We start from the raw sequence: 13,338 nt of genomic DNA, 5'->3' as shown, positions 1-13,338 counted from the left end.
GGCTCCACGCGATGTTGGTCACAGGTCGTAGACCTCGTCGGCGACTTCACCGGTTTCGAAGTACTTTCCGACAGCGCGATTGAGTCGACGCAGTAGCGCGGTCAGCGTCTCGCCCTCACGGCGCACCAGCATGGCCACGACATCGTCGGCGGTCGCAACGGCCACGCAGGGGAAGTCGTCTTCGCGGCCGAGCATGACCTCGCCACCATCCTCAATCAAGTCGTCCAAGTGGTTCACGCCGTGTCACCTTGAATTATTCCTGGTGCTTGCCACTGGTGCGGCAGCAGCTCCTGGATGCGAGAGTTGGGCTGCTCGTGGGCAGTCGCACGGACGAAATGATGCCGCATCGGCGGTCGGCCCGTCGGACCTGATGTCCGCTCATTCTCAACACCGTGCTTGTGATCAACCTCGGTCGAATGTCTATGGGTGATGTCTCGCGCATCGCGAGGGTGGCCAAGCAGGGTCCAACAACGTACGGCAGGAGATTTCAGCTCATATTTTCAAACACGGAAGTTCGTTCTTCGTACGGATCACGGTTTTGCTGACGCCGCCTCATGAATCTCTGCTTCGGTCGGCCAAGGCCGAAGTGGGCCGGACATCACCCTCCCCCTTGAAACGTCACAACCCATCCCTATAATCCTGTTGCTAGCACTCATGGAAGCCGAGTGCTAACAGCTTTCTTGTGACGGGCCGGCCTCTCGTAGCTGGCCCTGCCATCAAGTCCGACACAGTCAAGGAGATCAGATGAAACTGCGTCCTCTGCACGATCGCGTGATCGTCAAGCGCCTCGAGAACGAAACCAAGACGGCCTCCGGCATCGTCATCCCCGACAACGCCGCTGAGAAGCCCGACCAGGGTGAGGTCTTGGCCGTCGGCCCGGGCAAGCGCAACGACAAGGGTGAATTCATCGCCCTGAACGTGGCCGTTGGCGACCGCGTCCTGTTTGGCAAGTACAGCGGCCAGACCGTCAAGGTCGATGGCGAAGAACTGCTGGTCATGCGCGAAGAAGACCTCTTCGCTGTCATCGCCAAGTAAATCCACAGGCCACACGGCGGCGCGCTGACGTCGCTGGGCCCTCCAGTCTCCCCGGCCCCGGCCTCGGTAGATTGTGTGGTCCCCGCCCCTCCAGCACGCCGCACGCCCTGCGGCCCACGGCTCCACCAGGACCGTTGCCCCGCGTGGCGGACCTCTTACTACTGAATTCGGAGAATCTCACATGGCAGCAAAAGACGTTGTCTTCGGCGGCGAAGCCCGCGCTCGCATGGTTGAAGGCGTGAACATCCTGGCCAACGCGGTCAAGGTCACGCTGGGCCCCAAGGGCCGTAACGTGGTGCTGGAGCGCTCCTTCGGCGCCCCCACCGTCACCAAGGACGGTGTGTCGGTCGCCAAGGAAATCGAGCTGAAGGACAAGCTGCAGAACATGGGCGCCCAGATGGTCAAGGAAGTCGCTTCCAAGACCTCGGACAACGCCGGTGACGGCACCACCACCGCGACCGTGCTGGCCCAGGCCATCGTGCGCGAAGGCATGAAGTACGTGGCCGCCGGCATGAACCCGATGGACCTGAAGCGCGGCATCGACAAGGCGGTTGCCGCCCTGGTGACCCAGCTGAAGGCCGCCTCCAAGGCCACCACCACCTCCAAGGAAATCGCTCAGGTCGGCACCATCTCCGCCAACAGCGATTCCGAAGTCGGCCGCATCATCGCTGAAGCGATGGACAAGGTCGGCAAGGAAGGCGTGATCACCGTCGAAGACGGCAAGTCGCTGGAAAGCGAACTGGACGTCGTCGAAGGCATGCAATTCGACCGCGGCTACCTGTCGCCCTACTTCATCAACAACCCGGAAAAGCAAGCCGCACTGCTGGACAACCCGTTTGTCCTGCTGTACGACAAGAAGATCAGCAACATCCGTGACCTGCTGCCGACGCTGGAAGCCGTCGCCAAGGCCGGCCGCCCGCTGCTGATCATTGCTGAGGAAGTGGACGGCGAAGCCCTGGCCACCCTGGTGGTCAACACCATCCGCGGCATCCTGAAGGTCGTGGCCGTCAAGGCCCCTGGCTTCGGCGACCGCCGCAAGGCCATGCTGGAAGACATCGCCATCCTGACCGGTGGCAAGGTCATCGCTGAAGAAGTGGGCCTGACCCTGGAAAAGGTCACCCTGGCCGACCTGGGCCAAGCCAAGCGCGTCGAAGTGGGCAAGGAAAACACCACCATCATCGACGGCAACGGCGCTGCTGCTGACATCGAAGCCCGCGTGAAGCAAATCCGCGTGCAGATCGAAGAAGCCACCAGCGACTACGACCGCGAAAAGCTGCAAGAGCGCGTGGCCAAGCTGGCCGGCGGTGTGGCCGTGATCAAGGTCGGCGCTGCCACCGAAGTCGAAATGAAGGAAAAGAAGGCACGCGTGGAAGACGCGCTGCACGCCACCCGCGCTGCCGTGGAAGAAGGCATCGTGGCCGGTGGTGGTGTGGCTCTGCTGCGCGCCCGTCAGGCTGCTGGCACCATCAAGGGTGACAACCCTGACCAGGACGCCGGTATCAAGCTGGTCCTGAAGGCCATCGAAGCCCCGCTGCGCGAGATCGTGGCCAACGCTGGCGGCGAACCGTCGGTGGTGATCAACACCGTGCTGGCCGGCAACGGCAACCACGGCTTCAACGCCGCCAACGACACCTACGGCGACATGATCGAAATGGGCATCCTGGATCCCACCAAGGTCACCCGTACCGCCCTGCAGAACGCCGCTTCCGTGGCTTCGCTGATGCTGACGACCGAGTGCATGGTTGCCGAATCGCCGAAGGACGAAGGCGCTGCTCCCGCCATGCCCGGTGGCATGGGCGGCATGGGCATGGACATGTAATGTCCGCGGACGGGGCCCTGCCCTGTCCACGCTGCCCCACTGCAGCAAAGGGTCGCTTCGGCGGCCCTTTTTTTTTGAAGGCGCCCCGCCCGCCTGTGACAACCTTCCGCGTACTGACTCCGGGTTGATGCTCCCGCCCTGCCAGGGGATGCACGGCGGTTCGGGCAAGGCCCGATAATGGCGGCGCACTTACACATTCAAGATGGTCCAAGCGCCTTCGCAGCAATCCCTGGTCCTGGAGACCCTGGCTCATGTTCCCTCCCTGGCCCATGCCGTCTACGGTGGCATCCAGGATGAACTCAAGAGCCGCCTGGAGCACCACCAGCTGACGGCTGGGTGGGCCAAGCGTCGGGCGCACTTTTCTTCCGACTTTGAAGATTCCCTCAGCCGGCTGCTGAGCCTGGCCGCCGAGGGCAAGGACCCGCTCGCCCGGGACCGCCCGGCGGTGGTCCATCACGACAGCCTCAGCCTCAGCCTGGTGGACGAAAACCAGGCGCTGAAGGACGTGGCCATTGCCCACGTCATCAACACCATCGAAGACAACACCCGGGCAGAACTTCATCAGCTGGGCAACTTCTTTGGCGCGCTGCGAGGCATTGCACGGCCGCTGAAGAGCGACAACCCGCTGCGGGCGGCCATCTTCGCCCATGCCCTTTCCCGCGCCATTGAAGGCGTGGACCTGGACGCCGAGGGCCGTTACAAGCTCATGCGCATTGCGGCGGCGCCCCTGGCCCGCCATCTGCAACCGATCTTCACCCTGCTCTGCCGCGAACTGCGCCAGGCCCAGCTCAGCGGCATGCTGCAAAGCCATGGCTCCGCCGTGAAGGAATCCGACCTGCGCATGCGCCAGTTCAAGGCGCTCAACCAGAATCCGCAGGCCCCCAACACCACGCTGGACGAGGTGGCGCTGCTGCTGGACTCCGTCACGCGCCCCCATCGGCTGGATGAGATTGCCAGCCCGCGCCTGGGCCCAGGTGCCCCCGGCGGCCCCAAGGGTGGTGACCTGCTGTCCCGGCTGTATGACCAGATCCTGGCCGACAACAGCCTGCAGCCCCAGCTCAAGGTGCTGATGGGCCGACTGCAAGTGGCCATCGTGCGGCTCTCCCGTCACGACGTGACGCTGCTGAAGCGGCAGGACCACCCCACCTGGCTGCTGCTGAACCGCATCGCGGCCCATGGCGCCGGTTTCGGGTCCCCCGAAGACCCCGGCCTCAAGGATTTTCTGCAGCTCGTGGATCGGGTCATCCAGCCGCTGATTGCCTCCGAGCAGCCAGCGGCCAGCCAGTTCCAGCAAGCGCTGGTCCAGGTCGAACAGTTCATCCGTGAGCAGGCCGAACAGCGGGGGCAGCACAGCGCTGTCGCCCTGCAAAGGCTGGACCGCGAACAGCAGCGCCAGGAATGGCAACGGCTGCTGCGCGAGCAACTGCAGCATCAGCTGGACGATGCCAACGCCGGCAAGCTGATGCGCCGCTTCCTGCTCGGCCCCTGGGTGGAAGTCATCGCCCAGGCCATGGTGCAGTTCGGCCGTGATTCCGATGAAGCTACCACCTATGTGGATCTGGTGGACGGATTGCTGCACAGCGTGCAACCCCATGCGGACGACACGGCCCGGCAGTTGCTGCGCGCCCGTCTGCCGGGCCTGGTGCAGGCCCTGGAGGGCGGCATGGACAGCATCGCCCTGCCGCCTCTGCAGCGCCAGGCCTTCATGAACGAGCTGATGCGCCAACACGGTCGTGTGCTGCGCGGGCTGCCCGCCGACGAGACCGCACCCGCAGACAGCGGGCCGCGTCGGCCCGCGCTCACACCGGAAGAAGTGCTGCAGCAGCTGCTGGCTGAACGCGAGTCCCAACTGCCGTCGCGCTGGGCGCATGAGCGGGTGGACCGCGGCCAGTTGCCCACCGTGCCCATCGGCCTGTTTGCGGACGAACGCTCGCCGGATGCGCGCGTGGCCCTGCAGGACTGGATCAATGGCATGGAGATCGGCAACTGGTACCACCTGTTCGTGCAAAGCGAATGGGTCACTGCGCAGGTGGCCTGGATCAGCGAAAGCCGCCAACTCTTCCTCTTTGTCAGCCAGTTGCCGGATGACCGTCATTCGCTCACGCGGGGCGCGCTGGAGCAACTGGTGGTGAACGGGCTGATCACCATGCTGGAACCCGAGCCGCTGCTGCAACGTGCCATTGGCACACTCATGCAGGATCTGGAACAACAGCGCTGAGGTCTATGTCCGTGTTGCTTCGCCGCCCGCCGCTGCGGGTCGGTGCCCTGGTGGTGGTCGCGTGCCTGCATGTAACCCCTGCCGGCGCCGGCTCGATCGTGTCCCGGGGGCTGCGCCCCTCGACGTCGGCTGCAGCCTTGGCGGGTGCACCTCCCGCCTCAGGCCCCTCGGCCTCCCCCGCCAATACGACCGCCCCGCCCACGGAACGGCTGCCGGCCGATGCCCTGACTGACGTTCCCGCCCCGCTGTCCAGCCTGGCGCCCGCATCACCTCGTCCCACGGCCAACGGCCCGCGGCCGCGCCTGGGTCTGGTGTTGTCAGGCGGCGGCGCGCGTGGACTGGCCCATGTGGGCATCCTCAAAGTGCTGGAGCGGCAACACATTCCGGTGGATGTCATCACCGGCACCTCCATGGGCGCCATCATTGGCGGCCTGTATGCCAGCGGCATGTCGGCCCAGGACCTGGACCGGGAACTCAAGCGCATCGCGTGGGACCGCCTGTTTGCCAGCCGCATCGACCGCCAGGATCTCTCCCAGCGCCGCAAGGAAGAGGACTTCGCCTTCTCCGCCACCATTGAATTCGGTCTGCGCAACGGAGAGGTGCGGGTGCCCACCGGCACCTTGTCCAGCCGCGGGCTGGAGGCGCTGCTGCGCCGCCTGACACTTCCCGTGCGGGACGTCACGGATTTCGACCGTCTGCCCACGCCCTTCCGCGCGGTCGCCACCGACATGGAAAGCGGCGCCGAGCGGGTCCTGGCCCAAGGCGATCTGGCACTGGCCCTGCGCTCCAGCATGAGCGTGCCCGGTGTGTTTGCGCCGGTGGAATGGGAAGACCGCATCCTGGGCGACGGCGGGCTGGTCAACAATCTGCCGGTGGACGTGGCCCGGGAGATGGGCGCGCAGCGGTTGATCGCCGTCAACGTCGGCACACCGGTGGCCGGACGGGAATCACTGAATTCTCTGCTGGGCCTGACCTCCCAGATGATCACCATCCTCACGGAGCAGAATGTGCAGCGCTCGCTGGCATCGATGGCTGCGGGGGAAGATCTGCTGATCACACCAAAGCTGGGCAAACTCACTTCGGGCGATTTCGACAAAGCCACCGACTTCATCCGCCTGGGCGAGGAAGCCGCCGAAGCCATGCTGCCGCAGTTGCGCGCCTACGCGGTCGACCCGGATTTATATGCCCAATGGCAGATGGCCCGCACCGGCCTGAAACCGCCGGCCCCGCTGCTGGCGGCGATCAAGCTGGAAGGCAGTGAGCTGACCAATCCCGAGCGCCTGCGTAGCCAGCTGGAATCCAAAGCCGGGGTGCCATTCGACAACACCACGGCCGAGCGGGACATGCGCTTTCTCTCGTCCAGCGGCGACTATGAGCGGGTGGACTACCACGTCGAAAAACGCGACGAAGGCGAAACCCTGGTCTTCAGCATGGATGACAAGCCGTGGGGCCCCAACTATTTCCGTGTGGGCATGGACCTGTCCACCGACTCCAGCGGTGACAGCTTCTTCAATCTGCGCATCAGCCACAACCGCCATTGGCTGACCGACCGGGGCACCGAATGGCGCAACCAGGTCACCATCGGTGAGACACCTCGCCTCTACACGGAGCTCTACCATCCGCTGGGCGTGCGGCTGGGCGTGACGGACGACTGGTTTGTGTCCGGCTGGGCCGAAGCCAACCAGCGCAAGCAGATCGTCTATGACGACAACGATCCGGACAATGCCAACCTGGGCCAGTCCCGGCTGGTGCGGCGCGATGCCAGCGTGGGTATCGACCTTGGCCAGCCGTGGGGCCGCTGGGGCGAGGTGCGGCTGGGGGCGGTCAGCCAGATTCGTTATGCCCGCCCCGACCTGATCACCCTGGTGACGCCCGAAAGCGGCAAGCTGCGCTGGACCAGCCACGAAACCGGCCTGCGGCTCAAGACGGTGGTCGACCAGCTGGACTACGCCAACTTCCCGCAGCACGGCTACCGCTTCACCGCCGAAGCGGAAGCTGGCCGTCAGGACAACAAGAATCTCAACAGCGGCCGGTTCGTGCGGGTGAGCGCGGATGGGACGGTGGCCAAGAGCTTTGGCGGACACACCCTGAGCTTCTACATGCGCGGCGTGGCGGTGCGGCAGCCGGACGACTCCGGGCTGGGTGGCTACACACTGGGCGGCTTCCACCAGCTCTCCGGTTATCAGCCCAACCAGCTCAGCGGCAATGCGCTGCTGTTCACCCGGGCCACGTACTACCGGCGGCTCAATGATTCGCCCTTCCTCTCACGAGGCTTCTTTGTGGGCGGGACGCTGGAAGCCGGCAACACCTGGACCACGCGCCGGGACATCAACCCCAAGGATCTGCGCTACGCCAGCAGCATCTTCCTGGGGTCGGACACCGGGCTGGGGCCGCTGTACGTGGGCCTGGGTTATGCGCCCAAGGCGGGAACGTCCTTGTATGTGTTCATCGGACGCCCCTGATCGAGGTCATTCCTCGTCGTCGCCGTCTTCAGCCTCATACCCCGGGTCCATCGGGCCCTTCTGATAGCCTTCATGGTCGTCGCCGCGCAACACGCGCGGCGCGCGATGGGCCCATTCGTAGATCAGCTCGGCGGCATCGTCCAGGCCCTGCTTGCTCAGGGCGGAGAACAGGGTGATGGCGATGTCGGAATCTTCCGTCGCCAGCACGCCCAGCTCCTTCTGGACCTGCGCCAGCGCCTCGGCGCCTTCCTTGCGGTTGAGCTTGTCGGCCTTGGTCAGCAGCACCAGCAGGCTCACTTCGCCTGCGGTCACGCGGTCGGAGACGAACTCCAGCAGTTGCTTGTCCAGATCGGTCAGGCCGTGGCGGGAGTCCACCATCAGCACCACCCCAGAGAGGCTTTCGCGCTCGCTGAGATAGTCCGCCATCACACGCTGCCAGCGCAGCTTGGCGTCCCGCGCCACGGCGGCATAGCCGTAACCGGGCAGGTCGGCAAACAGCGCATCCGGCGCTTCCTTCGGGCCCAGCACAAACAGGTTGATGTGCTGGGTGCGGCCCGGCGTCTTGGACGCAAAGGCCAGCCGCTTCTGCTGCGCCAGCGTGTTGATGGCGGTGGATTTGCCGGCATTGGAGCGGCCGACAAAGGCAATCTCGGGCAGCAGGCGCGCGGGCAGGGCTTCCGCAGTACCGTCCTGAGCCCCCTCGGCGGTCAGGTCGGTGGCATCCACCGGATCCGTCCACTCAGCGGCTTCCTCTCCGGGCAGGTCCTCGTCATCGGTCTCCTGCCCCGGCAGCACGCCATTGCGCGGCAGGTGATGCAACTGGCTGGCCGTGGTGAGGAACCGGGCGCTGTGGGCCCAGGCCAGGGCACGCTGGGCCGGGGTCAGCGGGGCGTCCGGATTCACCGCTGGGGCGGCGCTGGCGTCTTCATTGCGCTTCGGCTTGACCGGCAGAACGGGCTTGGCGCGCTTGTTTGCCGGCTTGCCCGCTTGCTTGGCCACTTGTTGGGCCATCTGCTTGGCGGTTTTCTTGGCCGCCAGATTGCGGGACTTCCGCGACACGCCGGCCTTGGCAATCTTGGCCGCTTTGGCGGCCTTGGCGGCCTGTGCCGCCGGGGTCAGGCCCTTGGGTCCGGACCGGGCGGTGGCGGCCTGTGACCGAGCGGTTTCGCCCTGGGCGCCCCCGGTGCTTGTGCTGGTGCCAGTGGCAGTGTTTGTCCCGGAGCTTGTGCGGCCTGCGGGTTTCCCTGGGGTCGCCGAAGCGGGTTTCTTGTTGGAATCGGTCATCGCGCTTCGGGTGCTAAAGAGTCGCCATTGTAAGATTTCTCGGTTGCGCTCATCCAACCCCTCCACATTCATGAAGACTGTCTCTTTGTTGTTGTCGAGCCTGGTTCTGTTGTCCGGCGCTGCAGTGGCGGCGGAAAACAAGCCTGCGGCCAAGCCTGATCTTGCCAAAGGTCAGACCATCTCGAGTCAAGTCTGTGCGGCGTGCCACGTCGCGGACGGGTCCCGGGGCAGCCCCGCCAACCCCATCCTGCAGGGGCAACATCCGGACTATCTGTCCAAGCAACTGCATGAATTCAAGGCAGGCAAGCGCGTCAATGCGGTGATGAACGGCATGGCCGCGACACTGTCCGATGACGACATCCGCAATGTCGCCGCCTTCTACGCCAGCAAGCAGGCCAAGCCCGGGTTCGCCAAGAACAAGGAACTCGTCGCGCTGGGCGAGAAGATCTACCGTGGCGGCATTGCCGACAAGCAGGTGCCCGCCTGCGCCGGCTGTCACAGCCCCAATGGGGCCGGCATTCCCGCGCAGTATCCACGTCTGGGTGGCCAGCACAGCGACTACACCGAAAGCCAGCTGACAGCCTTCCGCGCGGGGGCCCGGGCCAACAATGCCCCGATGGCCGCCATTGCCGCCAAGCTGAACGACCGTGAAATCAAGGCAGTGGCCGACTACATCGCCGGCCTGCGCTGACGGCCCGCCGCCGGCGCCCTCGCCCCTCCTAGACCCGCCCTGCGCACGGGCGGCCTCTTCTGCACCGGTCTTCGCACCGGTGCTTGTCCATCAGCCGGTGCTTGCGCCGGCTTGTTACATGGGCGTCCCGCAAGGCTCACGGATGCCCGCGACAATGGCCCCATGACCGAGAAGTCTTCTGCCCGCCCTGCCACCAGCATGGCCGCCCTCCGCGCCCCCCTGGCCGACGCCATGGAACTGCTGGCGTCGATGCGTTTTGCCATTTCTCTGCTGGTCGTGATCTGCATCACTGCGGTCATCGGCACGGTGGTCAAGCAGAACGAGCCCATGAACAACTACGTCAATCAGTTTGGCCCGTTCTGGTCCGAGCTGTTTGGCCGCATGAACCTCTTCACGGTCTACAGCGCCTGGTGGTTCCTGCTGATGATGGGTTTCCTGGTGATCTCCACCAGCCTGTGTATTGCCCGCCACACGCCGAAGATCCTGCGTGACTTCAAGAACTACAAGGAATCGGTGCGGGAGCAATCCCTGCAGGCCTTCCGCCACAAGGGCCTGGGCTATCTGCATCTGAACCCGGAAGCCTCGCTGCAGCAGATCAATGCCTGGCTGGCGGCCCATGGCTGGCGGGCCCGTGCGCAGGTGCGCAACACCGGGGTGATGATTGGCGCCAAGAAGGGGGCTGCCCACAAAGTGGGGTATTTGGCCGCTCACTCGGCCATCGTGCTGATCTGCCTGGGCGGGCTGTTTGACGGCGACCTGCTGGTGCGGACCGTGATGTGGGCGCAGGGCAAATCCATCTACCAGGGCGCGGACTTCAACCAGATGACCGCCGAAAACCGCCTCGGCCCGGGCAACCCCAGTTTCCGCGGCAATCTTTTTGTGCCGGAAGGCAGCCGCAGTGCGGCCGCACTGTTGAACATGCCCACTGGCGTGGTCATGCAGGAACTGCCCTTTGAAGTGGAACTGAAGAAGTTCAAGGTGGAGTATTACGAGACTGGCATGCCCAAGCTGTTTGCCAGCGACATCGTCATCCACGACCGAGAAACCGGCGCCAGCCAGGAGGCCACCGTCAAGGTCAATGAGCCGGTGACCTACAAGGGTTTGACGCTTTATCAAAGCAGCTTCGAGGACGGCGGCTCCGAACTGCAACTGCGCATGCGCAATCTCTCCGGCAGCGACGAGGCCGACCTCACCGGCAAGATCGGTGGCGCCATCACCATGACGCAGGGTGACAGCAAGGCCACGATGGAGTTCTCCGACCTGCGGGTGATCAACGTCGAGAACCTGGGCGGCGCCTCGGCCGGTGCGCCAGGCGCCAGCGACGCCGCCGGGATCGATGTCCGCAAGGTGGATCTGGTCGGCAGACTGGAGCAGCACCTGGGTTCAGGCGCCACCACGGGCAGCAAGAAGAACCTGCGCAATGTTGGCCCGTCCTTCAGCTACAAGATCCGTGACGCCAGTGGGCAGGCTCGTGAATACAACAACTACATGCTGCCGCTGGAACTGGAAGGCCAGCGGGTGTTCCTGCTGGGGGTGCGTGAATCGGCCAGTGAGAACTTCCGCTACCTGCGGGTGCCGGTGGATACGCAAGACAGCATGGACGGCTGGCTGTCCATGCGACGCGCCCTGGCGGACCCGGCCCAGCGCAATCGGGCGGCACGCCGTTATGCCGAAGCCGCCTCGCCGGCCGACAATCCAAAAATGCGGGAACAGCTGGAAGCCACCAGCCTGCGGGTGCTGACCCTGTTTGCCGGCGCGGCCGGCCTGCGGGCGGATGCGCCGGCACAGGGCGCCGCCGTGGGGGGCCTGCCCGCGCTGTCGGACTTTGTCGAGCGGGAAGTGCCGGAAAGCGACCGGGGGCGTGTTTCCGAAGTGCTGTTGCGCATCCTCAACGGCAGCTTGTTTGAACTCTACAAGCAGGGCCAGCAGCAACTGGGCCAACCGGCCCCTGAACCGGGTGCCAAGACCCAGGCGTTCATGACGCAGGCGGTGCTCTCACTGTCGGATTCGATGTTCTACCCGGCGCCCATGCTGCTGCAGCTCAAGGATTTCAAGCAGGTGCAGGCCAGTGTGTTCCAGGTGACGCGTGCCCCGGGCCGAACCCTGGTGTATGCCGGCGCCATCTTACTCATCATCGGCGTGTTTGCGATGCTCTACATTCGTGAGCGCCGTCTCTGGATCTGGTTGGAATCGGCGCCCGGTCGTCCGGAACAGACCCGGGTTCGTATGGCCATGTCCAGCAACCGGGACACGCCTGACCTGCCCACGGAATTTGACGCGCTCAAGCAGCAACTGCTGCATGAGGAGGCCTGAACATGAACACCACCACCTCAACCGTGGAGAGCCGGATGCACGCCGAGACTTCCACCCTGGAATCCACGCTGGCTGCCGCCTCCGCCCGCACGCTGGTGGTGGGCAAACGCGGCTGGTACGCCCAGCGGGACCTGACCGACTGGCTATTTGCAGCGCTGGTGCTGTTCGGGGCGGCATTTGCCTTCACCCGTTACCAGGGCTCGATGGATGTGTATGAGAAGGGCATTCTGCTCGGCGCCACACCCGCGATGATCGCGCTGGGATGGTTCTGGCGGCCGCTGCGGCTGCTGTGCGTGGTGGTGGGGGCCATCAGCCTGATGGCCATTCAGCTCTACCTGCGCCAGACCGACAGCTTTGGTGCCGACCTGGCGGCCGCCGACAAGGTCTTTCTGCTGAAGTACATGTTCTCCAGCCAGAGCGCCATCTTGTGGATGGCCTTCCTGGTCTACATGAGCACCCTGTTCTATTGGCTGGGCTTCTTCAAGCGCGCCGGTGGCCACAGTGCGGCGGAGGCCATCGGCACCCGGTTGGCCTGGGGCGCCGTGGGCATGGCCCTGATCGGCACCATGGTGCGGTGGTTTGAAAGCCACCAGATCGGGCCGGACATCGGCCACATCCCGGTGAGCAACCTGTACGAAGTCTTTGTGCTGTTCACCTGGCTCACCACGCTGATGTATCTCTACTATGAGCAGCGCTTCCGCACCCGGGCGCTGGGCGCCTATGTGATGCTGGTGGTGAGCGCCGCCGTCAGCTTCCTGCTCTGGTACACCGTGGCGCGCGAAGCCCATGAGATCCAACCGCTGGTGCCCGCCCTGCAAAGCTGGTGGATGAAGATCCATGTGCCGGCCAACTTCATCGGTTATGGCAGCTTCTCGTTGGCCGCCATGGTGGCCCTGGCCACGCTGCTCAAGACCGCACCGCCGCGCAGTCTGGTCATCGGGCTGATCGGCGTGCCGGTGGGGCTGGTGGCCGTGCTGCTGGCCTTCCGCTTTGGCGCCACCCTGGCGCCGGAAACCGTCACCGGCCTGGACGGCTGGGCCGGCAAGATGGCGGGTGTTGCGGTCTTTTTGGCCATCAGTGTGGCCCTGCGTGGGCCGCTTACGGCCCGCCTGCCTGCCCTGGAGGCCCTGGACGACCTGATGTACAAGAGCATCGCCCTGGGCTTTGCGTTCTTCACCGTGGCCACCATCCTGGGTGCCTTCTGGGCCGCCGAAGCCTGGGGCGGTTATTGGAGCTGGGACCCGAAGGAAACCTGGGCTCTGATCGTCTGGCTGAACTATGCGGCCTGGCTGCACATGCGCCTGATGAAGGGGCTGCGGGGTGTGATCTCCGCCTGGTGGGCCCTGATTGGCCTGCTGGTCACCACCTTTGCCTTCCTCGGCGTGAACATGTTCCTTTCCGGCCTGCACTCCTACGGCACTTTGTGAACGCGGGGGCGCTGAAGTCGGGATTTAAGGCTGGTCTCATGCAAAACGCGGGCTGATCGCGTAAGGTCCGGGGGTCCGCCTATCTCGGG

At 64.9% G+C, this 13,338-nt stretch carries 9 protein-coding genes; 7 read left to right on the top strand and 2 right to left on the bottom strand.

The features are described 5' to 3' along the window. Positions 1 to 18: 18 nt before the first annotated feature. Positions 19 to 237, bottom strand: a complete 219-nt coding sequence (locus OU995_RS08850; RefSeq protein WP_267835157.1) for a hypothetical protein — start codon at positions 235 to 237, stop codon at positions 19 to 21. 507 nt (positions 238 to 744) lie between these two features. Here OU995_RS08850 and groES point away from each other — a divergent pair. The 4 genes from groES (at position 745) to OU995_RS08830 (ending at position 7,534) form a co-directional block, all read left to right on the top strand. Continuing rightward, positions 745 to 1,035 (top strand): co-chaperone GroES, encoded by a 291-nt coding sequence (gene groES, locus OU995_RS08845; RefSeq protein ID WP_091720640.1) that lies wholly within the window; start codon positions 745 to 747, stop codon positions 1,033 to 1,035. 181 nt (positions 1,036 to 1,216) lie between these two features. Continuing rightward, positions 1,217 to 2,854, top strand: a complete 1,638-nt coding sequence (gene groL, locus OU995_RS08840) for a chaperonin GroEL (protein WP_058936612.1) — start codon at positions 1,217 to 1,219, stop codon at positions 2,852 to 2,854. A 202-nt stretch (positions 2,855 to 3,056) separates the two neighbouring features. Continuing rightward, a complete protein-coding gene (locus OU995_RS08835) occupies positions 3,057 to 5,072 on the top strand; it encodes a DUF1631 family protein (protein ID WP_267835156.1) in 2,016 nt (671 codons plus the stop codon). 5 nt (positions 5,073 to 5,077) lie between these two features. After that, entirely contained in the window at positions 5,078 to 7,534 is a 2,457-nt protein-coding gene (locus tag OU995_RS08830; RefSeq protein ID WP_267835155.1) for a patatin-like phospholipase family protein, read from the top strand. A gap of 6 nt (positions 7,535 to 7,540) precedes the next feature. On the opposite strand, the gene yihA is transcribed toward OU995_RS08830, so the two are convergent. Continuing rightward, positions 7,541 to 8,398 carry a ribosome biogenesis GTP-binding protein YihA/YsxC gene (gene yihA, locus OU995_RS08825; protein ID WP_420714880.1) on the bottom strand — a complete coding sequence of 286 codons (858 nt, stop codon included), beginning with the start codon at positions 8,396 to 8,398 and terminating at the stop codon, positions 7,541 to 7,543. A 490-nt stretch (positions 8,399 to 8,888) separates the two neighbouring features. On the opposite strand from yihA, the gene OU995_RS08820 reads away from it, so the two are divergent. The 3 genes from OU995_RS08820 (at position 8,889) to ccsB (ending at position 13,249) form a co-directional block, all read left to right on the top strand. Beyond that, positions 8,889 to 9,509: a c-type cytochrome gene (locus OU995_RS08820; RefSeq protein WP_267835154.1), complete on the top strand. Its 621-nt coding sequence runs from the start codon at positions 8,889 to 8,891 to the stop codon at positions 9,507 to 9,509. A 162-nt stretch (positions 9,510 to 9,671) separates the two neighbouring features. Beyond that, on the top strand, positions 9,672 to 11,822 hold the full coding sequence (locus OU995_RS08815) for a cytochrome c biogenesis protein ResB (RefSeq protein WP_324288729.1): 2,151 nt from the start codon (positions 9,672 to 9,674) through the stop codon (positions 11,820 to 11,822). 2 nt (positions 11,823 to 11,824) lie between these two features. Beyond that, positions 11,825 to 13,249 (top strand): c-type cytochrome biogenesis protein CcsB, encoded by a 1,425-nt coding sequence (ccsB, locus tag OU995_RS08810; protein WP_267835153.1) that lies wholly within the window; start codon positions 11,825 to 11,827, stop codon positions 13,247 to 13,249. The last annotated feature ends 89 nt before the right edge of the window (positions 13,250 to 13,338 follow it).

This window comes from Roseateles sp. SL47 (genome assembly GCF_026625885.1).
Lineage (GTDB): Bacteria > Pseudomonadota > Gammaproteobacteria > Burkholderiales > Burkholderiaceae_C > Roseateles.
Note: the sequence above shows the minus strand (reverse complement) of the source record. Positions and strands in the feature narration are given on the sequence as shown.

Coding starts and splice junctions, on each gene's coding strand:
- groES (WP_091720640.1), top strand. CDS start 745: ATGAAACTGCGTCCTCTGCACGATCGCGTGATCGTCAAGCGCCTCGAG.
- groL (WP_058936612.1), top strand. CDS start 1,217: ATGGCAGCAAAAGACGTTGTCTTCGGCGGCGAAGCCCGCGCTCGCATG.
- OU995_RS08835 (WP_267835156.1), top strand. CDS start 3,057: ATGGTCCAAGCGCCTTCGCAGCAATCCCTGGTCCTGGAGACCCTGGCT.
- OU995_RS08830 (WP_267835155.1), top strand. CDS start 5,078: ATGTCCGTGTTGCTTCGCCGCCCGCCGCTGCGGGTCGGTGCCCTGGTG.
- OU995_RS08820 (WP_267835154.1), top strand. CDS start 8,889: ATGAAGACTGTCTCTTTGTTGTTGTCGAGCCTGGTTCTGTTGTCCGGC.
- OU995_RS08815 (WP_324288729.1), top strand. CDS start 9,672: ATGACCGAGAAGTCTTCTGCCCGCCCTGCCACCAGCATGGCCGCCCTC.
- ccsB (WP_267835153.1), top strand. CDS start 11,825: ATGAACACCACCACCTCAACCGTGGAGAGCCGGATGCACGCCGAGACT.